The 22,372-nt window shown below is 71.7% G+C and carries 18 protein-coding genes and 1 pseudogene; 13 read left to right on the plus strand and 6 right to left on the minus strand.

From position 1 onward, the window contains the following. The 3 genes and pseudogenes from GKQ77_RS07825 to GKQ77_RS07835 all read left to right on the plus strand — a co-directional run. Window positions 1–1,094: pseudogene (locus GKQ77_RS07825) on the plus strand (TerD family protein); the annotation flags it as partial. A 266-nt stretch (window positions 1,095–1,360) separates the two neighbouring features. Then, on the plus strand, window positions 1,361–2,365 hold the full coding sequence (locus GKQ77_RS07830) for a TerC family protein (RefSeq protein WP_219687986.1): 1,005 nt from the start codon (window positions 1,361–1,363) through the stop codon (window positions 2,363–2,365). Between the two features lie 77 nt (window positions 2,366–2,442). Then, entirely contained in the window at window positions 2,443–3,543 is a 1,101-nt protein-coding gene (locus GKQ77_RS07835) for a calcium:cation antiporter (RefSeq protein ID WP_219687987.1), read from the plus strand. A 55-nt stretch (window positions 3,544–3,598) separates the two neighbouring features. On the opposite strand, the gene GKQ77_RS07840 is transcribed toward GKQ77_RS07835, so the two are convergent. Both GKQ77_RS07840 and GKQ77_RS07845 read right to left on the minus strand, forming a co-directional pair. Next, window positions 3,599–4,885, minus strand: coding sequence for an MFS transporter (locus GKQ77_RS07840; protein ID WP_219687988.1), 1,287 nt, complete (start codon window positions 4,883–4,885; stop codon window positions 3,599–3,601). A gap of 62 nt (window positions 4,886–4,947) precedes the next feature. Beyond that, window positions 4,948–5,994, minus strand: a complete 1,047-nt coding sequence (locus GKQ77_RS07845; RefSeq protein ID WP_219687998.1) for a S66 family peptidase — start codon at window positions 5,992–5,994, stop codon at window positions 4,948–4,950. Between the two features lie 79 nt (window positions 5,995–6,073). On the opposite strand from GKQ77_RS07845, the gene aroQ reads away from it, so the two are divergent. Next, on the plus strand, window positions 6,074–6,547 hold the full coding sequence (gene aroQ / locus GKQ77_RS07850) for a type II 3-dehydroquinate dehydratase (protein WP_219687989.1): 474 nt from the start codon (window positions 6,074–6,076) through the stop codon (window positions 6,545–6,547). 33 nt (window positions 6,548–6,580) lie between these two features. Here the strand turns inward: aroQ and GKQ77_RS07855 are convergent, their stop codons facing one another. Together GKQ77_RS07855 and GKQ77_RS07860 are read right to left on the minus strand one after the other, a co-directional pair. After that, window positions 6,581–7,237 (minus strand): MBL fold metallo-hydrolase, encoded by a 657-nt coding sequence (locus GKQ77_RS07855; protein WP_219687990.1) that lies wholly within the window; start codon window positions 7,235–7,237, stop codon window positions 6,581–6,583. A 9-nt stretch (window positions 7,238–7,246) separates the two neighbouring features. Continuing rightward, window positions 7,247–7,939, minus strand: coding sequence for a maleylpyruvate isomerase family mycothiol-dependent enzyme (locus GKQ77_RS07860; RefSeq protein ID WP_219687991.1), 693 nt, complete (start codon window positions 7,937–7,939; stop codon window positions 7,247–7,249). A gap of 227 nt (window positions 7,940–8,166) precedes the next feature. Here GKQ77_RS07860 and uvrA point away from each other — a divergent pair, with 227 nt between their 5' ends. Both uvrA and GKQ77_RS07870 read left to right on the plus strand, forming a co-directional pair. Continuing rightward, window positions 8,167–11,352, plus strand: a complete 3,186-nt coding sequence (gene uvrA / locus GKQ77_RS07865) for an excinuclease ABC subunit UvrA (RefSeq protein WP_308117582.1) — start codon at window positions 8,167–8,169, stop codon at window positions 11,350–11,352. A gap of 154 nt (window positions 11,353–11,506) precedes the next feature. After that, window positions 11,507–12,277, plus strand: coding sequence for a crotonase/enoyl-CoA hydratase family protein (locus tag GKQ77_RS07870; RefSeq protein ID WP_219687992.1), 771 nt, complete (start codon window positions 11,507–11,509; stop codon window positions 12,275–12,277). Window positions 12,278–12,317: 40 nt separating this feature from the next. Here the strand turns inward: GKQ77_RS07870 and GKQ77_RS07875 are convergent, their stop codons facing one another. Next, entirely contained in the window at window positions 12,318–13,268 is a 951-nt protein-coding gene (locus tag GKQ77_RS07875; protein WP_219687993.1) for a carbohydrate kinase family protein, read from the minus strand. Window positions 13,269–13,471: 203 nt separating this feature from the next. On the opposite strand from GKQ77_RS07875, the gene GKQ77_RS07880 reads away from it, so the two are divergent. Next, window positions 13,472–13,900, plus strand: a complete 429-nt coding sequence (locus tag GKQ77_RS07880) for a Rieske (2Fe-2S) protein (RefSeq protein WP_219687994.1) — start codon at window positions 13,472–13,474, stop codon at window positions 13,898–13,900. Window positions 13,901–13,931: 31 nt separating this feature from the next. On the opposite strand, the gene GKQ77_RS07885 is transcribed toward GKQ77_RS07880, so the two are convergent. Continuing rightward, on the minus strand, window positions 13,932–14,912 hold the full coding sequence (locus tag GKQ77_RS07885; RefSeq protein WP_372459843.1) for a hypothetical protein: 981 nt from the start codon (window positions 14,910–14,912) through the stop codon (window positions 13,932–13,934). Window positions 14,913–15,136: 224 nt separating this feature from the next. On the opposite strand from GKQ77_RS07885, the gene GKQ77_RS07890 reads away from it, so the two are divergent. From GKQ77_RS07890 to whiA, 6 genes are all read left to right on the plus strand, one after another. Next, entirely contained in the window at window positions 15,137–15,805 is a 669-nt protein-coding gene (locus tag GKQ77_RS07890) for a papain-like cysteine protease family protein (RefSeq protein WP_219687995.1), read from the plus strand. A gap of 5 nt (window positions 15,806–15,810) precedes the next feature. Then, window positions 15,811–16,641, plus strand: coding sequence for a hypothetical protein (locus tag GKQ77_RS07895; RefSeq protein ID WP_219687996.1), 831 nt, complete (start codon window positions 15,811–15,813; stop codon window positions 16,639–16,641). A gap of 156 nt (window positions 16,642–16,797) precedes the next feature. After that, on the plus strand, window positions 16,798–19,419 hold the full coding sequence (gene uvrC, locus GKQ77_RS07900; protein ID WP_258021002.1) for an excinuclease ABC subunit UvrC: 2,622 nt from the start codon (window positions 16,798–16,800) through the stop codon (window positions 19,417–19,419). Beyond that, a complete protein-coding gene (gene rapZ / locus GKQ77_RS07905) occupies window positions 19,416–20,351 on the plus strand; it encodes an RNase adapter RapZ (RefSeq protein WP_125512083.1) in 936 nt (311 codons plus the stop codon). The genes uvrC and rapZ overlap by 4 nt, the downstream gene beginning before the upstream one ends. Continuing rightward, window positions 20,348–21,370, plus strand: a complete 1,023-nt coding sequence (locus GKQ77_RS07910; RefSeq protein WP_308117583.1) for a gluconeogenesis factor YvcK family protein — start codon at window positions 20,348–20,350, stop codon at window positions 21,368–21,370. Before rapZ ends, GKQ77_RS07910 begins: the two co-directional genes overlap by 4 nt. Next, entirely contained in the window at window positions 21,361–22,350 is a 990-nt protein-coding gene (gene whiA / locus GKQ77_RS07915) for a DNA-binding protein WhiA (protein ID WP_125512081.1), read from the plus strand. The genes GKQ77_RS07910 and whiA overlap by 10 nt, the downstream gene beginning before the upstream one ends. Window positions 22,351–22,372: the final 22 nt, after the last annotated feature.

Raw genomic sequence — 22,372 nt, forward strand, 5'->3', positions numbered from 1 at the left:
CCCTCGAGGAGCGGCTCTACAACCAGGTGTGGGGCATGTTCGAAGACCTGGCCCGCACCACGGCGGCCTACCGCAGCGCCGTCGACTTCGCCGACTCGCGCAGGGAGCAGGAGCTGGACAAGGTCCTCGACGACCCGCGCAGCCGCATCGGCGGCGCCGGTGACGCCGCGCGCGAGCGTGCCCGGGCCAAGCACACCGACCTCGTCGGCCAGGCCAGGGCGGCCCTCGACCGCGACCTCGCCCAGCTCGCCGCCGAGGCCGAGGTCGTCGAGCCCGCCCTGCCCCCGGCGTTCGCGGCGTGGAGCAGCCCCGTATGGCACGCCTATCGCGCGCCCATGGAGATCCCGATGGCCGTGCGCCTCGGCGACCTCCACCTCCCCGAGCGCACCGGGCTGCGGATCCCCATGCTCGTACGGCTGCCGCTGGAGCGCGGTCTGTGGATCGACAGCGGCAAGGCGCTGACCAACCACGTCACCGACTCCGCCGAGCTGCGCCGCCTCGCCACGGACACGGCGGTCGCGCACGCCGCGCGGCTGCTCGCGGTCTATCCGGCGGGCGAGTTCCAGGTGCACGTCATCGACCCGGCGGGCGCCGCGACGGGCGCCCTGGCCCCGCTCGTGTCGGCCGGTGTCCTCGCCGGGCCCCCGGCCTCCGGCGCGGCCGGCGTCTCCGCGGTCCTGGCCAAGCTCACCCAGCGCGTCGACCTGGTCCAGATGGCGGTCCGCGGCGGCGCCGCCGACGCGCTGCCCCCGGACCTCGACACCGCCGAGCAGCTCCTGATCGTCAACGACTTCCCGCACGGCTTCGACGACCGCGCCGTGACCCAGCTGCGCTACCTCGCGGACGAGGGCCCGGCCGTCGGCGTCCACCTCATGATGGTCGCCGACCGGGAGGACGCCGCGGAGTACGGCCCGCTGCTCGACCCCCTGTGGCGCGCGCTCCTGCGGCTGACCCCGGTCCCCGATGACCACCTCGCCGACCCGTGGGTCGGGCACACCTGGACGTACGACCCGCCGGTCTTCCCGCCGGGCAGCCGCATCCTGGGGCAGATCCTCGACCGGGTCGCCGCGGCCCGCCGCAACGGCGGCCGCTGAGCTGGACCGGGCTGCGCGGGCCTGGCCTGAGCGGCGGCCCTGAGCTGGGCTTTTGGCTTTTGTTTGCCATCGCCTTTACCAACCCTTGGTGTTTGGCGTACTCTTCTACCAGCGGAGGGGAGTACTCCCGGCTGCGACGTGCCCGTCAATACGGACCGCCATCGGTCCCGGGGCGTCGGCCCGATTCATGGCGGTGACCGCCTCGGGTGGAAGAGACCTCCGGCAGCGACGACGCTGATCAGTAGCCGTACGAAGCCGGAGGCGCAGTGGACGTTTCAATGACCCTGTGGGTAGCGACCGTTCTAGGGCTGTGTGCCCTGATCGCGGTCGACTTCTTCATCGGGCGCAAGCCCCATGACGTATCGATCAAGGAAGCCGGGACATGGACGGTCGTCTGGATCGTCCTCGCGGCGCTCTTCGGCGTCGGCCTGCTGGTCGCCGGTGAGAGCCAGGCGTCCGGCGAGTTCTTCGCGGGATTCATCACCGAGAAGTCGCTCTCCGTCGACAACCTCTTCGTCTTCATCCTGATCATGGCGAAGTTCTCGGTGCCGTCCCACCTCCAGCAGCGCGTGCTGCTGTTCGGCGTGCTGATAGCCCTCGTCCTGCGTGCGATCTTCATCGCCGCCGGCGCCGCGGTCATCGCCAACTTCTCGTGGGTCTTCTACATCTTCGGCGCGTTCCTGATCTACACCGCCTGGAAGCTCATCCAGGAGGCGCGTGCCGACGACGAGGAAGAGGACTGGGAGGAGAACCGCCTCCTGAAGTCCATCGAGAAGAAGTTCGGCGTCTCCGACCGGTATGAGGGCACCAAGCTCTTCATCCGGAAGAACGGCAAGAAGATCATGACGCCGCTGATGGTCGTCATGCTCGCCATCGGCACCACCGACGTGCTCTTCGCGATGGACTCCATCCCCGCGATCTTCGGCCTCACCCAGGACCCGTACATCGTCTTCACCGCCAACGCCTTCGCGCTGATGGGTCTGCGCCAGCTGTACTTCCTCATCGGCGGACTGCTCAGGAAGCTGGTCCACCTCAGCTACGGCCTGTCGGTGATCCTCGGCTTCATCGGCGTGAAGCTCGTCCTCCACGCCCTGCACGAGAACGGGGTGCACGTCCCCGAGATCTCCATTCCGGTCTCGCTCGGCGTCATCTGCGGCGTCCTGGTGATCACCACGATCACCAGCCTCATCGCCTCCAAGAAGCAGGAGAGGCAGGCGACGGCCGAGGCCGCCGCCGCGGGGGAGACCGAGAAGGACAGCATCGAGGCCTGACGGTCTCACCGGATGCCGCCCCCGGCAGGGGGCGGCACCGAGTAGCGACACCCAAGCGCCCGGGGCAGCATCGAGTCATGGTCACTCGGCTCCGGGCGCTCGGCATGCGGTGGACGACCGTGGTCCCGCTCCTCGCGATCGTCCTCCTCGCGCTCACCTGGGGCCGCGATCTGCCCGGTGTGGTCGTCGCCCTGGTCACACTGGTCCTCGCCGGAGCGGTCCTCGCCGCCGTCCACCACGCCGAGGTGATCGCCCACCGCGTCGGCGAACCCTTCGGCTCGCTCGTCCTCGCGGTCGCGGTGACCATCATCGAGGTCGCGCTGATCGTCACCCTCATGGCCGACGGCGGCGACAAGAGCTCCACGCTCGCGCGCGACACCGTCTTCGCCGCCGTGATGATCACCTGCAACGGCATCGTGGGGCTCTGCCTCCTCGTCGGCGCGCTGCGCCACCGCGTCGCCGTCTTCAACCCCGAGGGCACCGGCGCCGCCCTCGCGACCGTCGCCACCCTGGCCACCCTCTGCCTGGTCCTGCCGACCTTCACCACGACCAAGCAGGGCCCGGAGTTCTCCACGAGCCAGCTGACCTTCGCCGCCGTCGCCTCGCTCATCCTGTACGGCCTGTTCGTCACCACGCAGACCGTGCGCCACCGCGACTACTTCCTGCCCCTCACCAAGCAGGGCGAGGTCATCGACGCCGACAGCCACGCCGAAGGGCCCTCCTCCCGGCAGGCGCTGACCAGCCTGGGGCTGCTCGCGCTGGCCCTGATCGGCGTCGTCGGGCTCGCCAAGGGAGTCTCGCCGACGATCGAGTCGGGCGTGGAGAGCGCGGGCATGCCGCACGCCGTGGTCGGCGTGATCATCGCGCTGCTCGTGCTGCTCCCGGAGACCATCGCGGCCGTACGCGCCACCCGCCGCGACCGCGTACAGACCAGCCTGAACCTCGCTCTCGGCTCGGCGATGGCCAGCATCGGCCTGACCATCCCGGCCGTCGCGGTCGCCTCCGTGTGGCTGGCCGGGCCGCTCGTGCTCGGCCTGAGCGCGACCCACATGGTGCTGCTCGCCCTCACGGTGATCGTCGGCACGCTCACCGTCGTACCGGGGCGCGCCACCCCGCTCCAGGGCGGCGTCCATCTGGTGCTCTTCGCGGCGTACCTGGAGCTGGCGGTCACGCCGTAGCCGCCGCCAGCAGCCGACGCCCCGTCCCCGGAGCACGCCGTAGCCCCTCCCCGGGTCAACCCGTGGCCGGCACCGCCTTCCGCACCGGCCGCGTCTCCGGAAGCAGCGCGAAGCATCCGAGGCTCAGCACGGCGATCCCCGTCAGATACGCGGCCACGCCCCACGGCGTCCCCTCCCCGTGCGCCACCGCCGTCGCCACGATGGGCGTCAGCGCGCCGCCGAGCACCCCGCCGAGGTTGTAGCCCACCGCGGCGCCCGTGCAGCGCACACGCGGCTCGTACAACTCGGGCAGATACGCGGCGATCACGGCGAACATCGTGATGAACGCGACCATCGCCACCACGAAGCCCAGGAACATCAGCAGCGGCTCCCCGGTGGAGAGCAGCGCGATCATCGGGAACATCCACAGCGCGGACGCGGCGCAGCCGAGCAGGCACAGCGGCCGCCGCCCGTAGCGGTCGCCCAGGACGGCCACCACCGGTGTCAGGACGCCCTTCACCACCACGGCCGCCATGATGCAGGCCAGCATGACCGTGCGGCTCACGCCCAGCCGCTCCACTCCGTAGGCGAGCGACCAGGTCGTCACCGCGTAGAAGACGGCGTACCCGACCGCGAGCGCGCCCGCCGTCAGGAGCACCAGGCGCCAGTGGTCGCGGACCACCTCGACGAGCGGCACGCGCGCGTGCTCGCGCACCCGCAGGAAGTCGGGGCTCTCCGCGAGCGAGCCGCGCAGCGCGAGCCCGGCCGCCGCCAGGACCCCCGCGGCCCAGAACGGCACGCGCCACCCCCAGGCCGCGAACTGCGCGTCGGTGAGCGTCGCCGAGAGCGCCAGCATGATGCCGTTGGCCAGCAGGAACCCGATCGGCGGGCCGATCTGCGGAAAGCTCGACCACAGCCCACGCCGCTCGGCCGGGGCGTGCTCCGCCGTCAGCAGCACGGCACCGCCCCACTCCCCGCCGAGGCCGAGCCCCTGCACGAACCGCAGCACGAGGAGGAGCAGGGGAGCGGCGATGCCGATCGACTCGTACGTGGGTACGCAGCCCACGGCGACCGTGGCGAGGCCGGTGAGGAGCAGCGACCCGATGAGCACGGGCCGCCGCCCGCGCCGGTCCCCGATGTGCCCGAAGAGGACGGACCCCAGGGGCCGCGCCACGAAGCCCACTCCGAATGTCGCGAAGGCCGCGAGAGTTCCCGCCAGCGGGGAGAACGTCGGGAAGAACAGGGGGCCGAGGACCAGCGCCGCGGCCGTCCCGTAGATGAAGAAGTCGTAGAACTCGATGGCGGTCCCGGCCAGCGAGGCCGCCGCGAGCCGCAGCAGAGAAGGTTGTTTCGTGGTGCGCATGCTGCGTCAACTACCCAGAGTGACGGGCGGTTACGGGGGGCGCACGGTGGTGATCGGGTAGCTCAGTACGTCACCGTGACGCGCCGCCCCGGTCCGTCGACCCGCACCGTGCCTCCGTAGGGAATGACCAGTTGGGGATCGGTGTGCCCGAGGTCGACGTCGAAGACCGCCATGGTGTCCGGGGCATACGTGCCGAGCGCCCGCAGTACGGCTTCCCGCTGCTCACGCGCGTGCGCGGCCTTCGCTTCCGCCTCCTGGGGGCGGGCGAAGGACCACGCCTTGGCGCGTCCCATCAAGAGGGCGGGGAAGCGCCGCAGCAGCCCGCGCTCGCCCATGTTGCGCAGGATGCGGAAGACCTGGTCGGCGCCGAGCAGTTCCTCCGAGGTCTCCAGGAACAGCACGCACCCGTCGTACGCCGAAGGGTCCCGCGCGATCTCACGGTCCGCCATCAGGAGCCACGAGAGGATCTCCAGCTCGCCGCCCCAGGAGCGGCCCTCCACGACCCGCTCGGGCCGATGCCAGAACCAGCCGCCACCCGGCTCGGTCGGCGGCTCCTGCGCGAGGCTCGCGGGGTCCTCCCAGGGCAGGTCGACATCGCGGTAGCGGTCGGCCGGGTGCAGCTCATGGCTTCCGGAGGTGAAGAGCGCGGCACGCAGCGAACGCTCGGTCAGGGGTGCCATCGCGCCGGGCCGGCCGAGCTCGCACATCACGGACGCGCCGTGGTAGCCGACGATGCCGCACTGCCAGAGGTAGGCCAGCAGGTTGGTGTTGTCGCTGTAACCGAAGAACGGCTTCGGGTGTGCGCGGATCAACTCGCGGTCCAGGTAGGGCAGTACGGTGATCTGGTCATCGCCACCGATGCTCGCGATGAGCGCCTTGACGGTCGGGTCGGCGAACGCCGCGTGGATGTCGTCCGCCCGCTCCTGGGGCGTCGCCCCCATCTTCCGCGTCGAGGGGTACTCCACCGGTTCGAGACCGAAGTCCTTGCGGAGCCGTTCGAGGCCCAGCTCATAGGGGAGCGGGAAAAGCTCCGGCAGGCCGCTGGAGGGCGAGAGCACGGCGACGCGGTCACCCGGCGAGGGCTTGGGCGGGTACAGCGGTTCGATCATCATGGGGCGCAGCGTAGGACCGTACTCACCGAAGGCGCACCGGAGTTCCCGCGCGCGGGAGGCGTGATAGACCTCCTTCATGACCCTCGGTACCCGTAGCCTCGCCACCGCCCCGATCATGATCCTGAACGGCCCGAACCTGAACCTCCTCGGGCAGCGCCAGCCCGAGATCTACGGCTCGGACACCCTGGCCGACGTCGAGACCCTGTGCGCTAAGGCGGCGGCCGCGCACGGCGGCACGGTGGATCTGCGGCAGAGCAACCACGAGGGCGAGCTCGTCGACTGGATCCACGAGGCGCGCGAGCACCACGCGGGCATCGTCATCAACCCCGCCGCCTACTCCCACACGTCCATCGCGATCCTGGACGCCCTCAACACCTGCGACGGGATGCCGGTGGTGGAGGTGCACATCTCCAACGTCCACCAGCGCGAGGCTTTCCGGCACCACAGCTACGTCTCGCAGCGCGCCGACGGCGTCATCGCGGGCTGCGGCGTCCAGGGGTACGTCTTCGCGGTGGAGCGGGTGGCGGCGCTGGTGGCCGCCGGGGCGTGACGCCTGCCCCCGGCCCGCCGGCGCCGCCCGTGCTCACCAGCCGCGGGCGCGCCACTCCGGGAGGTGCGGCCGCTCGGCGCCCAGCGTCGTGTCGTCGCCGTGGCCGGGGTAGACCCACGTCTCGTCGGGGAGCGTCCCGAAGATCTTCGTCTCCACGTCGTCGATGAGGCTCGCGAACGCCTTCGGGTCCTTCCAGGTGTTGCCGACTCCGCCCGGGAAGAGGCAGTCGCCGGTGAAGACGTGCGGATGGCCGTGCGGGTCGTCGTAGACGAGCGCGATCGAGCCCGGTGTGTGGCCCACCAGGTGGCGGGCGGTGAGGGTGACGCGGCCGACCGTGATCGTGTCGCCGTCGTCGACCAGCACGTCCGTCGGCACCGGGATGCCCTCGGCGTCCTCGCGGCCCGCGTACGTCCGCGAGCCGGTCGCCGAGACGACGGCGGCGAGCGCCTGCCAGTGGTCACCGTGCTGGTGCGTGGTGACGACGGACGCGATGCCGTCGTCACCGATCAGCGTCAGCAGCGTCCCGGCGTCGTTGGCCGCGTCGATCAGGAGCTGCTCGCCGGTGGCCCGGCAGCGCAGCAGATACGCGTTGTTGTTCATCGGCCCGACCGCGACCTTCGAAATCATGAGGTCCGGCAGCTCGTGCACATCCGCGCCCCCGCCGACCTTCACCGCTCCGCTGTACGTCATGCCGTCAGCCTATAGCGGGGGCAGGTCCGGCAGGAGGCCTCCTTCGGCCGTCAGCGCGGAGCCGTCGCGGCGGCCGGAGAGCCAGCCGACCACCTCCGGCGCGGGGCCGGACACCTTGACGGTGACGTCGTCGGGGGCGCCCTCGCGGCCGGTGCGCCACGCGTGCGTGCCGTCCGTGATCAGCGTGGGCGGCACACCGGCGTTCCCCGAGAAGCGTGCGGTCAGGAACGAGATCTCCCGCTGTACGAACTCCTCCGGCAGGTCTTCGAGTTCGTACCCGATGCCGAGGTCGGCGTGGTGCAGCTCGACCTCGACCCAGCGCCGGAAGGGCACGCGCGACGCGGAGTCGGTGACGCCGTTGCGCAGCTCCACCGTGCGGGACCAGTCCGCGGGCTTCGCCGTCTCGTCCCAAAAGCGGGCCGCGCTCTCCGCCACGTCCGCCAGCTGCTCGGTGAGCGCGCGGGGGGCGTCCCGCTCGATGTCCGCGTCCCGGGCCTCGGCGCTCGCGTACATCGGGCGCCCGGCGAGGACGTTCACCAGCGCGTCCGCGTTCCGCGCGAGGTGGGCGAGGACATGGCCGCGGGTCCAGCCCGGCAGCCGTGACGGCTCGGCGGTCGAATCGTTGTTCAGTTTCGCGGCAGCGCTGAGCAGCCGCTCGGTCGCGTCACGTACAGACGCCAGGTCGCGCACATGATCAATCATGGGGCCGACGATAGCTGCGTCACACGTTCGGGTGAAGGAGTCCAGGTCACCCCGTAAATCGAATGTGCGTGCTATATGGTCGGGAGTGGCATCGGGCATTCTTGACGGTCCGGATGTGTTCCACAGGTGAACCGGGGAACCAGCCCGGCGTTGTCAGTGGCTCGCCCTAGTCTGTGAAAGACGGGGTTTCGTCCCTGTCACTTCTCTCTAGAAAGGTGCGGACCGGCGTGGCCGACCGTCTCATCGTCCGTGGCGCGCGCGAGCACAATCTCAAGAACGTCTCGCTCGACCTCCCGCGTGACTCCCTCATCGTGTTCACCGGTCTCTCCGGCTCGGGCAAGTCCTCGCTCGCGTTCGACACGATCTTCGCCGAGGGCCAGCGGCGGTACGTCGAGTCGCTGTCCTCGTACGCCCGGCAGTTCCTCGGCCAGATGGACAAGCCCGACGTCGACTTCATCGAGGGCCTCTCCCCAGCGGTCTCCATCGACCAGAAGTCGACCTCGCGCAACCCCCGCTCGACGGTCGGCACCATCACCGAGGTCTATGACTATCTGCGCCTGCTCTTCGCGCGCATCGGCAAGCCGCACTGTCCCGAGTGCGGCCGCCCCATCTCCCGGCAGTCGCCGCAGGCCATCGTCGACAAGGTCCTGGAGCTGCCCGAGGGCAGCCGCTTCCAGGTCCTGTCCCCGCTGGTGCGCGAGCGCAAGGGCGAGTTCGTCGACCTCTTCGCCGACCTCCAGACCAAGGGGTACTCCCGCGCGCGGGTCGACGGGCAGACGATCCAGCTCTCCGAGCCGCCCACGCTCAAGAAGCAGGAGAAGCACACCATCGAGGTGGTCATCGACCGCCTCACGGTGAAGGACTCCGCCAAGCGCCGCCTGACCGACTCCGTGGAGACCGCCCTCGGCCTCTCCTCGGGCATGGTCGTCCTCGACTTCGTCGACCTCCCCGAGGACGACCCCGAGCGCGAGCGCATGTACTCGGAGCACCTCTACTGCCCGTACGACGACCTGTCCTTCGAGGAGCTGGAGCCCCGCTCCTTCTCCTTCAACTCGCCCTTCGGCGCCTGCCCGGACTGCACGGGTATCGGCACGCGCATGGAGGTCGATCCCGACCTGATCATCCCGGACGAGGACAAGTCGCTCGACGAGGGCGCCATCCACCCCTGGTCGCACGGGCACACCAAGGAGTACTTCGGCCGGCTCGTCGGAGCCCTCTCCGACGCCCTCGGCTTCTCCACCGACATGCCCTGGGCCGGCCTGCCGCAGCGCGCCAAGAAGGCCCTCCTGTACGGCCACAAGACGCAGATCGAGGTGCGCTACCGCAACAGGTACGGCCGCGAGCGGGTCTACACCACCGCCTTCGAAGGCGCCGTCCCCTTCGTCAAGCGCCGCCACAGCGAGGCCGAGAGCGACGCGAGCCGCGAGCGCTTCGAGGGCTATATGCGCGAGGTGCCCTGCCCCACCTGTGAGGGCACGCGCCTCAAGCCCATCGTGCTCGCCGTCACGGTCATGGGGAAGTCCATCGCCGAGGTCTCCGCGATGTCCATCAGCGACTGCGCGGACTTCCTCGCCGAGCTGAGGCTCGGCGCCCGCGACAAGAAGATCGCCGAGCGCGTCCTCAAGGAGGTCAACGAAAGGCTGCGCTTCCTGGTCGACGTCGGCCTGGACTATCTGTCGCTGAACCGCGCCGCGGGCACCCTCTCCGGAGGCGAGGCCCAGCGCATCCGCCTGGCCACGCAGATCGGCTCCGGCCTCGTCGGCGTGCTCTACGTCCTGGACGAGCCGTCCATCGGTCTCCACCAGCGCGACAACCACCGCCTGATCGAGACCCTGGTACGGCTGCGGGACATGGGCAACACGCTCATCGTCGTCGAGCACGACGAGGACACCATCAAGGTCGCCGACTGGGTCGTCGACATCGGCCCCGGCGCGGGCGAGCACGGCGGCAAGGTCGTGCACAGCGGCTCCATGAAGGAGCTGCTCGCCAACGACAAGTCGATCACCGGGCAGTACCTCTCGGGCAAGCGGTCCATCCCGATTCCGGACGTGCGCCGCCCCGCCGACCCCTCGCGTCAGCTCACGGTGCACGGCGCCCGGGAGAACAACCTCCAGGACATCGACGTCTCCTTCCCGCTCGGCGTCCTCACAGCCGTCACGGGTGTCTCCGGTTCCGGCAAGTCCACGCTGGTCAACGACATCCTCTACACGCACCTGGCCCGCGAGCTGAACGGCGCCCGGTCCGTCCCGGGCCGCCACACGCGCGTGGACGGCGACGACCTCGTCGACAAGGTCGTGCACGTCGACCAGTCGCCCATCGGCCGCACCCCGCGGTCGAACCCGGCGACATACACCGGAGTCTTCGACCACGTCCGCAAGCTCTTCGCGGAGACCACGGAGGCGAAGGTGCGGGGGTATCTCCCCGGGCGCTTCTCCTTCAACGTCAAGGGCGGCCGCTGCGAGAACTGCTCCGGTGACGGCACCATCAAGATCGAGATGAACTTCCTGCCGGACGTGTACGTCCCGTGCGAGGTCTGCCACGGCGCGCGCTACAACCGCGAGACGCTGGACGTCCACTACAAGGGCAAGTCCATCGCCGAGGTCCTCGACATGCCGATCGAGGAGGCGCTCGACTTCTTCGGGGCCGTGCCCGCCATCGCCCGGCACCTGCGGACGCTCAACGACGTGGGCCTCGGGTACGTGCGCCTCGGTCAGTCCGCGCCCACGCTCTCCGGAGGCGAGGCCCAGCGCGTGAAGCTCGCCTCCGAACTCCAGAAGCGCTCCACGGGCCGCACCGTGTACGTCCTGGACGAGCCGACCACCGGTCTGCACTTCGAGGACATCAGCAAGCTGATCACGGTCCTTTCCGGCCTGGTCGACAAGGGCAACACGGTCATCGTCATCGAGCACAACCTCGACGTCATCAAGACCGCGGACTGGGTCGTCGACATGGGCCCCGAAGGCGGTAACGGCGGCGGTCTCGTCGTCGCCGAGGGCACGCCCGAGGCGGTCGCGGGGGTGTCGACCAGCCACACCGGCAAGTTCCTGCGGGAGATCATCTCGGCGGAGCGGATCAGCGACGCGATGCCCTCGCAGGGGCGCAAGCCGGCCAAGAAGGCCCCGGCGAAGAAGTCCGCCGCCAAGCGGGCGGTGGCGGCGAGCGCCACGGCCACGAAGACGACGGCGACGGCCACGGTCAAGGCGGGCGCCTCCGCCAAGAAGGCGGCCGGCAAGAAGGTGGCTGCCACGAAGGCGGCCACCACGAAGGCTGGGGCCGCGAAGGCCGGGGCCGCGACCAAGAAGGCGGCTGCTCCGAAGAAGGCGGCTGCTTCCAGCAAGGCGGCGGCACCGGTGAAGTCCGCCGCGCCCAAGAAGGCCGCCGCCAAGAAGGCGACCCGGGCCCGCAAGGCCTGACCGGCGTACGCCGAAGGCTCCCCGTCCCTCACCAGGGGCGGGGCGCCTTCGCCGTCTCCGTACGCATCCGTACGCGTCCGGAACCCCTGCGGAACCCTCCAGTGGCCCGAGCACGTCTTGTCCGGCGTCCCGCCGCCGTGGTCCGCTGGCCCCCATGTCCGTACGCACTGAACGCCAAGGCCCCGTCACCACCGTCGTGCTCTCCCGGCCCGCCGCGCGGAACGCCGTCGACGGGCCCACCGCCCGCGCGCTCGCCGACGCCTTCCGTGCCTTCGACGCCGACCCGGACGCCTCCGTCGCCGTCCTGTGGGGCGAGGGCGGCACCTTCTGCGCAGGCGCGGACCTCAAGGCCATCGGCACCCCCGACGGAAACCGCGTGACCGAGGACGGCGAGGAGGACGGCCCCATGGGGCCCACCCGTATGCGCCTGTCCAAGCCGGTGATCGCGGCGATCTCCGGGCACGCCGTCGCGGGCGGCCTCGAACTCGCCCTCTGGTGTGACCTGCGGGTCGCCGAGGAGGACGCGGTCCTCGGGGTCTTCTGCCGCCGCTGGGGCGTCCCGCTCATCGACGGCGGGACGGTGCGGCTGCCGCGGCTGATCGGCGAGAGCCGTGCCATGGACCTGATCCTGACGGGTCGCCCGGTGAACGCGGCCGAAGCGCTCGGCATGGGCCTGGTCAACCGCACGGTCCCCACCGGCACCGCGCGTGCCGCCGCCGAACGCCTCGCCGCCGAGATCGCCGCGTTCCCGCAGACCTGCCTGCGCCGCGACCGGCTCTCCCTCCTCGAACAGGGCGGCCTGTCCGAACGGGAGGCGATGGCGGGGGAGCTGCGGCACGGCCTGCACTCCCTGACCGAAGCCACCGAGGGCGCCGCCCGCTTCGTGGCGGGCGCGGGGCGGCACGGGTCGTTCACCCAACGGTGAGCCCCGTCCGCCGCGCCCTACGGCTGGCCGCCCGCTACCGCTACCCCAGCTCCGCCGCGTACGGAGGCTCCGCGCCCGCGCGGGAGCAGGTGAGCGCCGCCGCGCGTGCCGCGAAGCGCAGTACGGCCGTCCAGGCCTCGGTGTCCAGCGCGGCCGCCGCGTCCGGCGAGAGCGCGTCCCGTGCCGCCAGGCCGTGCAGCAGCGCCGCGTTGACCGTGTCGCCCGCGCCGATCGTGTCCACCACGTCGACCGGCTCGCCCGGCACACGCAGCTCGATGCCGTCCCGCGTGTAGAGCCACAGACCGTCACCGCCGCGCGTGACGACCACGGCCGACGGCCCGGACGCCAGCCACTCCCGCGGGGTGCCGCCGAGCCAGTCGGCGTCCTCCTGCGACAGCTTGAGCAGCGAGACCGACGGCAGCCAGCTCTTGAACCGCGCGCGGTACGCGTCCGCGTCGGGGATCAGCACAGCTCGTACGTTCGGATCGAGCGCCGTGAACACCCCGTCCGCCGCCGCCCGGCGCAGCAGCTCCTCGTACGCGCTCGCCCCCGGTTCCAGGACCAGCGAGCAGGTGCCGAACGACATCGCCCGTACGCCGTCGGGAAGCCGGTCCGGCGCGCTGAAGAGCCGGTCGGCCGTGCCCTCGACGTAGAAGGAGTACCCGGCCGAGCCATCCGCGCCGATCGACGCGACCGCCAGCGTCGTCGGCTCGGGGCCGCGCTGGACGTACGAGAGTTCGACACCGGCGGCCCGCAGCCCGTCAAGCAGCGCCTCGCCGAACGCGTCCCGGGACACCCGCGAGCAGAAGGCGACGGGCGAGCCGAGGCGGCCGAGCGCCACGGCCGTGTTGTACGGGCCGCCGCCGAGCCGGGGCGCGAGCGCGGGCAGCCCGGCACCCCGGTCCGCACCCCGGTCCGCACCCCGGTCAGCTCCCCGGTCCGCCTCCTGCGGCACGAGGTCGATCAGGGCCTCTCCTGCGACGACTATCACGGGCGGTTCCTCTCGGGCGGGCGCTGCCAGGGCTCGGCTCGGGCCACGCGGCACGCGCCCGGCGTTCCGTTCAGGCTAGGCCGTGCGGCCTCCTTCGGCCGGAAGCGGGCAGCACTCGGGCGCCCCCGTGCCGGACCCGGTCCCGGGGGTTCGCGCCGGTAGGGTCTAATCCGTCACCGACGCCCCTGACCTGTGGAGACACCATGTCCGGCACGCCCCACGCCCGCCGCACCGTGCTGCGGGCCGCCGCTCTCGCCCCGGCCGTCGGGCTCGGCCTCACCGCCTGCTCGTCGGGCGACGGCGGGTCGAACCGCTCGGCGCCGACCGCGCCGGTGGACCTCGGGAAGGCCGACGACGTCAAGGTGGGCGCCTCGAAGCTGTACACGGACCGGAACGTGGTCGTCAGCCGGATCACCGACGACGAGTACACGGCGTACAGCACGATCTGCACCCACGCGCGGTGCCCGATCAACAAGCTGGAGGGGCGCAAGCTCGTCTGCCAGTGCCACGGCAGCCAGTTCGACGCCACGAACGGCAAGGTGCTGAAGGAGCCGGCCGTCAAGCCGCTGGCCGAGCTGCCGGTCAAGGTCGAGAACGGCAAGATCATCGCGGGCCCCGAGAAGAAGGCCTAGCCCACCCGGCCCCTGCTCCCGTCCCACGCGATTACTCCCAGTCCCACGCGATCCCCAGCAGCCCCGCCCGCACCTGCGGCTCCACCAGGTGCACCGAGCGGTGGCTGCCGCTCAGCGTCAGCTCCTGGCGGCCGCCGCGCGGGCCTGCGGCCGACTGCTGGGCGAAGCGGTGGCAGCGTACGGGCAGGGCCTGCTCGTCGAAGCGGATCTGGAGCGCGTACTGCCCACCGGCGTAGGTGAAGCCGCGCACGTACTCGGTGGCCGTCCCCGCCGTGCCGTCCTCGAAGCCGTACGCGAACAGATGCGTGTCGCCCGCCCGCAGCCGGGTGTCGAAGAGCAGTTCGGCGACGAGCACCCCCGTCCCCTCGTGCCAGCGCACGCGTCCCGTACGGCAGTTCTCCAGCGCCCGTACGCGCACGCGGTCGGGGGCGCAGCCGGGGTCGCCGTGGTAGATGGCGACGTAGTGGTCAACGCCGTCGCGGTGGGCGCGTACGACGTGCTGTGACTCGCGGCCGACCAGCTCGCGGCGCGCGCCGATCCGCACCCGCTCGTGGTGGCCGATGGTGTGCAGCCCGCCGTCGACCGGCGAACCCAGCTCGGCCAGGAGCGCGCGCAGCACGTCGGAGGCCTCCACCAGGGAGCGGTACGAACGCGCGGCCGGCCGTTCCGTCTCGGCGCGCTCGCCGGGGTGGGCGAGCAGCCTGATCAGTGACTCCTCGGGCAGCTGAAGGATCTCCTCCAGGGCGCGTACGGCACGCAGCGACTCGGCGCGCTGGGGGCGCCGGGCGCCCTGCTGCCAGTAACTGAGGCTGGTGACGCCGACGTTGATGCCGTGCTGTGCCAGATGGTGGCGCACCCGTTGCAGCGGCAGCCGCCGGACGGCGATCGCGGTGCGCAGCGCGAGGTGGAAGGGGCCGGTGCGCAGGGCGGCCGTCAGCTCCGCGGGCTCGTCGTCCGCCATCCATGCCGCGTCCGCGGGCGCGCCCTGTGCGAACCGTGTGCCGTGCCGCATGCGGCCCCCTTGCTGTGAACGTTCACTTCGGCCGCCCGGCGTTCGCGCCGGTCGGAGCGGGTCGCCAGGTCGGCGTGCGGCATGCGTTCACATCCGTACGCCGCCGTTCACGGCCCAAGTAATTCCGCATTGAAGCGTGTTGACCTGCACCCGACAACACTCGATGCTCAATCGCAGCGTCCGGACGCGCTCCTCCACACCCCACATCCCTCGGGAGGAACGCGATGCGCCCACCGATCAGCAGGAGCAGCGGCACAGGCAGACGCAGACGTCTCTGCGCGCTCGCCGTCGTCGCCGCGGCGCTCCTGACCGCACCCACGGCCACGGCCGCGGCGGCCCCCGCCCCCCTCACGTCCACCGCGCCCACCGCCTCCGAGGCGAGCGGCACGGCGGCCGCCGACCCGTCCGTCCTCGCCGCCAAGCGCCTGAACATCACCATGCAGGCGCAGCAGAAGACCAACTGGTGCTGGGCCGCGGGCGGCAACACCATCGCGACCTTCATGGGCCGCAACTACAGCCAGAACCAGTTCTGCAACGCCTCCTTCGGGCGCAACCAGAACACCGAGTGCCCCAACAACCAGGCCACCCTCGGCAATGTGCAGAACGGCCTGCGCTGGGCGGGCATCAACCCCGGCTCGTACGTCACCGGCTGGCTGCGCTACGCCACCGTGCAGTCCGAGATCAACGCGAACCGCCCGGTCGAGACCCGCATCCAGTGGTCCAACGGCGGCGGCCACATGCACGTCATCTACGGCTACGACGACGCCAGCAGCTGGGTCTACTGGGGCGACCCCTGGCCCTCCAGCGACCGCTACAACTGGGCCTCGCACGCCTGGTACGTCGACAACAGCACCTTCTCCTGGACCCACTCGCTCTACCGGATCGGGGCGTGAGAGCGATGACCCGTCACCTTCCCCGCCCCCTGGTCAGAGCCGCGCTCGCCGGTTCCGCCCTCACCCTCTCCCTGGGCCTCGCGGCCCCGGCCGCCTCGGCCGACTCCGGTCCCGCGGCCCCCTCCGCCGCCTCCCGTGACGCCGCGCACAAGGCGGCGAAGGCCCCGAAGACCCTGGAGACGCTCTCCCGCTTCTTCTCCCGGGAGGGAGCGGTCACCAAGGCCGCCGCCGACCCACGGGTCGAGGGCAAGGCCGTGCCCGTGTACTACCTCTCCCCGGAGTTCGTCGCGGGCAAGAAGGGCGCCCCCCTCGCCCGCCTGGAATTCCTCGCCAGCAAGGCGGTCTCGTCCGACGGCCAGGAGGCCTCCCTCTGGACCGTCCGCAGGGGCGGCTCGTGGCAGGTCGTGAACATCGCCACAGGCGACGACGAGACGCACTACGCGCGCGTGGGCGCCGAAAAGCTCCCCGGAGGCACCGTCTTCCACGAGCCGCAGATCAACGCCTGGTACGTGCAGAGCCACGCGCGCGTGCTGCCCCTCGACAAGGACGCGGTACGTGCCGTGGGCGCCGACGGCACCTCGCTGGCCGCCTACCGCACGCGCGTGCAGAAGGCGTACGCCGACAAGCTGCCGGGCTCCGCGTACGAGAAGTCGGGCAAGGCGGGCGGTTACGACGCCCCGAAGCCCGAACAGGCCTCCGCCGCGGACCCGGCCGGGAGCCCGGTCGAAGGCCCCGTGACGGTCGCCTCCTCGCTGGCAGGCGCGGGCGCCCTGGTCGCCCTCGGCCTCTCCGGGACGGCCCTCGTGCGGCGCCGCAGGGCGCGGCAGCGGGGCTGAGCGAGCCGGGGACGGCGGCCGGGACGCCGGCCGCCGTCCTCTCCGGGGGTGCGGCCGCTGTTCCCCGCGGGGTGCGGCGGCCGTCCCTGACGGGTGTGGGGCGGCCGTCCCCTGCGCCGACCCGGACTGTCAGCGCACGCCAGTAGGCTGTCCGACATGGCCGACCCTTCCAGCTACCGCCCCAAGCCGGGACAGATCCCCGACGCCCCGGGGGTCTATAAATTCCGCGACGAGCACCGCCGGGTGATCTACGTCGGGAAGGCCAAAAGCCTGCGCCAGCGCCTGGCCAGCTACTTCCAGGACCTGGCGAATCTGCACCCCCGCACCCGCTCCATGGTGACGACGGCCGCCTCCGTCGAGTGGACGGTGGTGAACAACGAGGTCGAGGCGCTCCAGCTGGAGTACTCCTGGATCAAGGAGTTCGACCCCCGGTTCAACGTCAAGTACCGCGACGACAAGAGCTATCCGTACCTCGCGGTGACGATGAACGAAAAGTTCCCGCGCGTGCAGGTGATGCGCGGACAGAAGAAGAAGGGCGTGCGCTACTTCGGCCCCTACGGCCACGCCTGGGCCATCCGCGACACCGTCGACCTCCTCCTGCGCGCCTTTCCCGTACGTACGTGCTCCGCGGGCGTGTTCAAGAACGCCACCCGCACCGGCCGCCCCTGCCTGCTCGGCTACATCGGCAAGTGCTCGGCGCCCTGCGTGGAGCGCGTCACCCCCGAGGACCACCGCGAACTCGCCGAGGACTTCTGCGACTTCATGGCCGGCCGCACCGGGACGTACATCCGCCGCCTTGAGCGGCAGATGGCGGACGCGGCCGAGGAGATGGAGTACGAGCGCGCGGCGCGCCTGCGCGACGACATCGACGCCCTCAGGAAGGCGATGGAGAAGAGCGCCGTCGTCCTCGCCGACGCCACCGACGCGGACCTCATCGCCCTCGCCGAGGACGAGCTGGAGGCCGCCGTCCAGATTTTCCACGTCCGGGGCGGCCGCGTGCGCGGCCAGCGCGGCTGGGTCACCGACAAGGTCGAGGCGGTCACCAGCGGCGACCTCGTCGAGCACGCGCTCCAGCAGCTCTACGGAGAGGAGAGCGGCGACGCCGTGCCCAAGGAGGTCCTGGTGCCCGCGCTGCCCGACCCTCTGGAGCCGGTACAGGAGTGGCTGACCGAGCGCCGGGGCGCCGGTGTCTCGCTGCGGATCCCGCAGCGCGGGGACAAGAAGGCCCTGATGGAGACCGTCGCGCGCAACGCCCAGCAGTCCCTCGTCCTGCACAAGACCAAGCGGGCCTCCGACCTCACCACCCGCTCCCGCGCCCTGGAGGAGATCGCCGCCGCCCTGGAGCTGGACAGCGCGCCCCTGCGCATCGAGTGCTACGACATCTCACACCTCCAGGGCGACGACGTGGTGGCGTCCATGGTCGTCTTCGAGGACGGCCTCGCCAGGAAGAGCGAGTACCGCCGCTTCCAGATCAAGGGCTTCGAGGGCCAGGACGACGTCCGCTCCATGCACGAGGTGATCACGCGCCGCTTCAAGCGCTACATCTCCGACAAGGAGCGGACGGGGGAGTGGTCCGAGGAGGGTGCCGACCCGGAGAGCGGCGAGGTCCCCGCGAGCGGTCTGACCGAGGAGGACGGGCGGCCCAAGCGGTTCGCGTACCCTCCGCAGCTCGTCGTCGTGGACGGCGGCCAGCCGCAGGTGGCGGCGGCCCAGCGGGCCCTTGACGAGCTGGGCATCGACGACATCGCGGTCTGCGGCCTGGCCAAGCGCCTGGAGGAGGTCTGGGTCCCCACCGAGGAGGACCCGGTCATCCTGCCGCGCACCAGCGAAGGGCTCTACCTCCTCCAGCGCGTACGGGACGAGGCGCACCGCTTCGCCATCACCTACCAGCGCGCCAAGCGGGCCAAGCGCTTCAAGGCGGGGCCGCTGGACGAGGTGCCGGGCCTCGGCGACGCCCGCAAGCGGACACTGATCAAGCACTTCGGTTCGGTGAAGAGGCTCCGAGCCGCGACAATCGACCAGATCTGCGAGGTGCCGGGCATAGGCCGCAAGACGGCCGAGGCCATCCTGGCGGCCTTCGCCCGGGCGGCCCCCGCCGCCCCCGCCGTGAACATGGCGACCGGAGAGATCATGGAAGACGAGGAGCCTGTGATGGCGGGCGCCTCTGACAGTACGACCGAGGAGCCCGCGCCGGCGCCGCCCTCCGGCGGCGAGGCCGAGGGTCCCGCCTCGGCGGGCACCTCGGGCAGTGCGGTCGAGGGTCCCGCCTCGGCGGGCACCTCGGGCAGTGCGGTCGAGGAGCCCGCGACGGTGGGGTCCCCTGGCAGTGCGGTCGAGGAGCCCGCGACGGTGGGGTCCCCTGGCAGTGCGGCCGAGGAGCCCGTGACGGCGGCGCCCTCCGGCCGCGAGGCCGAGGGTCCCGTCTCGGCGGACGCCTCGGGCAGTGCGGTCGAGGAATCCGCGACGGTGGGGTCCCCTGGCAATGCGGCCGAGGAGCGCGTGACGGCGGGCGCCTCTGACAGTGTGGCCGAGGGGCCCGTGAGGGCACCGCTCCCCGGCGGCGAGGCCGAGGAGCCCACCTCGGTGGACGCCTCGGGCAGAGCGGTCGAGAAGCCCGTGACAGCGGCGCTCCCCGGCAGCGAAGACGAGGAGCCCGCCCCGGCGGGCCTCCCTGGTGGCGAGGAGGAGGAACCCGTGACCGCGGGTCCCTCCAGCAGTGCAGACGAGGAGCCCGTGACCGCGGGCGCCGCAGAAGAACGACGGGGGCAGGAGACATGAGCGAGCACGACGAAGGTGGAGAGCAAGTGAGTGCGGGCACGCCCATCGAGACGCCGGGGGTGCCCGAAGCGGCCATCCCCGAGCTGGTGATCATCTCCGGCATGTCCGGCGCCGGACGCAGTACGGCCGCCAAGTGCCTGGAGGACCTCGGCTGGTTCGTCGTCGACAACCTGCCGCCCGCGCTGATCCCCACCATGGTGGAGCTCGGCGCCCGCTCGCAGGGGAACGTGGCCCGTATCGCGGTCGTCGTCGACGTCCGCGGCCGGCGCTTCTTCGACAACCTCCGCGAGTCCCTCGCCGAGCTGGAGTCCAAGAACGTCACGCGGCGCATCGTCTTCCTGGAGTCCTCCGACGAGGCCCTGGTCCGCCGCTTCGAGTCGGTCCGCCGCCCCCACCCCCTCCAGGGCGACGGCCGCATCGTCGACGGCATCGCGGCCGAGCGCGACCTGCTGCGCGAGCTGCGCGGCGACGCCGACCTGGTCATCGACACCTCCAGCCTGAACGTGCACGAGCTGCGCGCCAAGATGGATGCCTCGTTCGCGGGCGAGGAGGAGCCCGAGCTGCGGGCCACCGTCATGTCCTTCGGCTTCAAGTACGGCCTGCCGGTCGACGCCGACCTCGTCGTCGACATGCGCTTTCTGCCCAACCCCCACTGGGTCCCCGAGCTGCGCCAGTACACGGGCCTGAACGAGGAGGTCGCCGCGTACGTGTTCAACCAGCCCGGCGCCAAGGAGTTCCTCGACCGGTACGCCGAACTGCTCCAGCTCATCGCCGCGGGCTACCGCCGCGAGGGCAAGCGGTACGTGACGATCGCGGTCGGCTGCACGGGCGGAAAGCACCGCTCGGTGGCCATGTCGGAGAAGCTCGCGGCGCGCCTGGCGTCCGAGGGCGTGGAGACCGTCATCGTCCACCGGGACATGGGGCGCGAGTGAAGCCGACCCGCCGGACCGTCCGCCTGACCCGTCTGGGCCGCAAGCGGGGCACCCAGCCGAAGGTGGTCGCGCTCGGCGGGGGCATGGGCCTGTCCGCCTCGCTCGCCGCGCTGCGCCGCATCACCGGAGCCGGTGACCTCACCGCCGTCGTCACCGTCGCCGACGACGGCGGCTCCAGCGGCCGCCTCCGTGACGAGCTGGGCGTGCTGCCCCCCGGCGACCTGCGCAAGGCGCTCGCCGCGCTCTGCGGCGACGACGAGTGGGGCCAGACCTGGGCCCGCGTCATCCAGCACCGCTTCCAGTCCCGCGGCGACCTGCACGAGCACGCGGTCGGCAATCTCCTGATCGTCGCCCTGTGGGAGCAGCTGGGCGACCACGTCCAGGCCCTGGACCTGGTCGGCCGCCTGCTCGGCGCGCAGGGCCGGGTCCTTCCCATGTCGGCGGTGCCCCTGGAGCTGCAGGCCCTGGTCAAGGGCCACGACCCGGGCCGCCCCAACGACGTGGAGACCGTCCGGGGCCAGGCCACGGTCGCCCTCACCCCGGGCGAGGTCCAGTCCGTGCACGTCGTCCCGCACGACCCGCCGGCCGTCCCCGAGGCGGTCGCCGCCGTCCTGGACGCGGACTGGGTGGTGCTCGGCCCGGGCTCCTGGTTCTCCTCGGTGATCCCGCACCTGCTGGTCCCCGATCTGCTCGACGCGCTCACCGAGACGAAGGCCCGCAAGGTCCTCTCGCTCAACCTCGCGCCGCAACCGGGAGAAACCGATGGCTTCTCTCCGCAGCGTCATTTGGAGGTTTTGGCCCGACACGCCCCTAAACTCGCCCTGGACGTGGTGCTGGCCGACGAGGCCGCCGTGCCCGACCGAGAGTCGCTGACCGATGCCGCGAAGCGGCTCGGCGCGACGGTCGAGCTGGCGCCGGTGGCCCGGCCCGACGGGACTCCGAGGCACGACCCGGAGCTCCTGGCAGCCGCGTACGACCGTATTTTTCGGATGCATGGAAGGATCGGCCCATGGCGATGACGGCAGCGGTGAAGGACGAGATCTCCCGGCTTCCCGTCACCCGGACCTGCTGCAGGAAGGCAGAGGTCTCGGCGATCCTGCGGTTCGCGGGCGGCCTTCACCTGGTGAGCGGCCGCATCGTGATCGAGGCGGAGCTGGACACCGCGATGGCGGCACGACGCCTGAAGCGGGACATCCTGGAGATCTTCGGGCACAGCTCGGAGCTGATCGTGATGGCCCCCGGCGGCCTGCGGCGCGGTTCGCGTTACGTCGTACGGGTGGTCGCGGGCGGTGATCAGCTGGCCCGGCAGACGGGTCTCGTGGACGGCCGGGGCCGCCCCATCCGGGGTCTGCCGCCGCAGGTGGTCTCGGGGGCCACCTGCGACGCCGAGGCGGCCTGGCGCGGGGCGTTCCTCGCGCACGGCTCCCTCACCGAGCCCGGCCGCTCGTCCTCCCTGGAGGTGACCTGCCCCGGCCCGGAGGCCGCCCTCGCGCTCGTCGGCGCCGCGCGCAGACTCCAGATCGCCAGCAAGGCGCGCGAGGTGCGGGGCGTGGACCGGGTCGTCGTACGCGACGGAGACGCGATCGGCGCGCTGCTCACCCGCCTCGGGGCGCACGAGTCGGTGCTCGCCTGGGAGGAGCGGCGGATGCGGCGCGAGGTGCGCGCCACCGCCAACCGCCTGGCCAACTTCGACGACGCGAACCTGCGCCGCTCGGCCCGCGCGGCCGTCGCCGCCGGTGCCCGCGTGCAGCGCGCCCTGGAGATCCTCGGCGACGAGGTCCCCGAGCACCTCGCGGCCGCCGGACGGCTGCGCATGGAGCACAAGCAGGCCTCCCTGGAGGAGCTGGGCGCGCTCGCCGACCCGCCGCTGACCAAGGACGCCGTCGCGGGCCGCATCCGCCGGCTGCTCGCCATGGCCGACAAGCGGGCCCAGGACCTGGGCATCCCCGGCACGGAGTCCAATCTGACCGAGGAGCTCGCGGACAACATGGCGGTCTGACCGCCCCGCGGGCCACCAGAGC

The organism is Streptomyces anatolicus, assembly GCF_019400875.1.
GTDB lineage: Bacteria > Actinomycetota > Actinomycetes > Streptomycetales > Streptomycetaceae > Streptomyces > Streptomyces anatolicus.

Bases quoted from the DNA above. Each gene is read 5' to 3' on its own strand.
- GKQ77_RS07860 (WP_219687991.1), bottom strand. From the start codon at position 7,939: ATGATTGATCATGTGCGCGACCTGGCGTCTGTACGTGACGCGACCGAG.
- uvrC (WP_258021002.1), top strand. From the start codon at position 16,798: ATGGCCGACCCTTCCAGCTACCGCCCCAAGCCGGGACAGATCCCCGAC.
- GKQ77_RS07855 (WP_219687990.1), bottom strand. From the start codon at position 7,237: ATGACGTACAGCGGAGCGGTGAAGGTCGGCGGGGGCGCGGATGTGCAC.
- GKQ77_RS07870 (WP_219687992.1), top strand. From the start codon at position 11,507: ATGTCCGTACGCACTGAACGCCAAGGCCCCGTCACCACCGTCGTGCTC.
- GKQ77_RS07885 (WP_372459843.1), bottom strand. From the start codon at position 14,912: ATGCGGCACGGCACACGGTTCGCACAGGGCGCGCCCGCGGACGCGGCA.
- whiA (WP_125512081.1), top strand. From the start codon at position 21,361: ATGGCGATGACGGCAGCGGTGAAGGACGAGATCTCCCGGCTTCCCGTC.
- GKQ77_RS07890 (WP_219687995.1), top strand. From the start codon at position 15,137: ATGCGCCCACCGATCAGCAGGAGCAGCGGCACAGGCAGACGCAGACGT.
- GKQ77_RS07835 (WP_219687987.1), top strand. From the start codon at position 2,443: ATGGTCACTCGGCTCCGGGCGCTCGGCATGCGGTGGACGACCGTGGTC.
- GKQ77_RS07880 (WP_219687994.1), top strand. From the start codon at position 13,472: ATGTCCGGCACGCCCCACGCCCGCCGCACCGTGCTGCGGGCCGCCGCT.
- GKQ77_RS07840 (WP_219687988.1), bottom strand. From the start codon at position 4,885: ATGCGCACCACGAAACAACCTTCTCTGCTGCGGCTCGCGGCGGCCTCG.
- GKQ77_RS07845 (WP_219687998.1), bottom strand. From the start codon at position 5,994: ATGATCGAACCGCTGTACCCGCCCAAGCCCTCGCCGGGTGACCGCGTC.
- rapZ (WP_125512083.1), top strand. From the start codon at position 19,416: ATGAGCGAGCACGACGAAGGTGGAGAGCAAGTGAGTGCGGGCACGCCC.
- GKQ77_RS07895 (WP_219687996.1), top strand. From the start codon at position 15,811: ATGACCCGTCACCTTCCCCGCCCCCTGGTCAGAGCCGCGCTCGCCGGT.
- aroQ (WP_219687989.1), top strand. From the start codon at position 6,074: ATGACCCTCGGTACCCGTAGCCTCGCCACCGCCCCGATCATGATCCTG.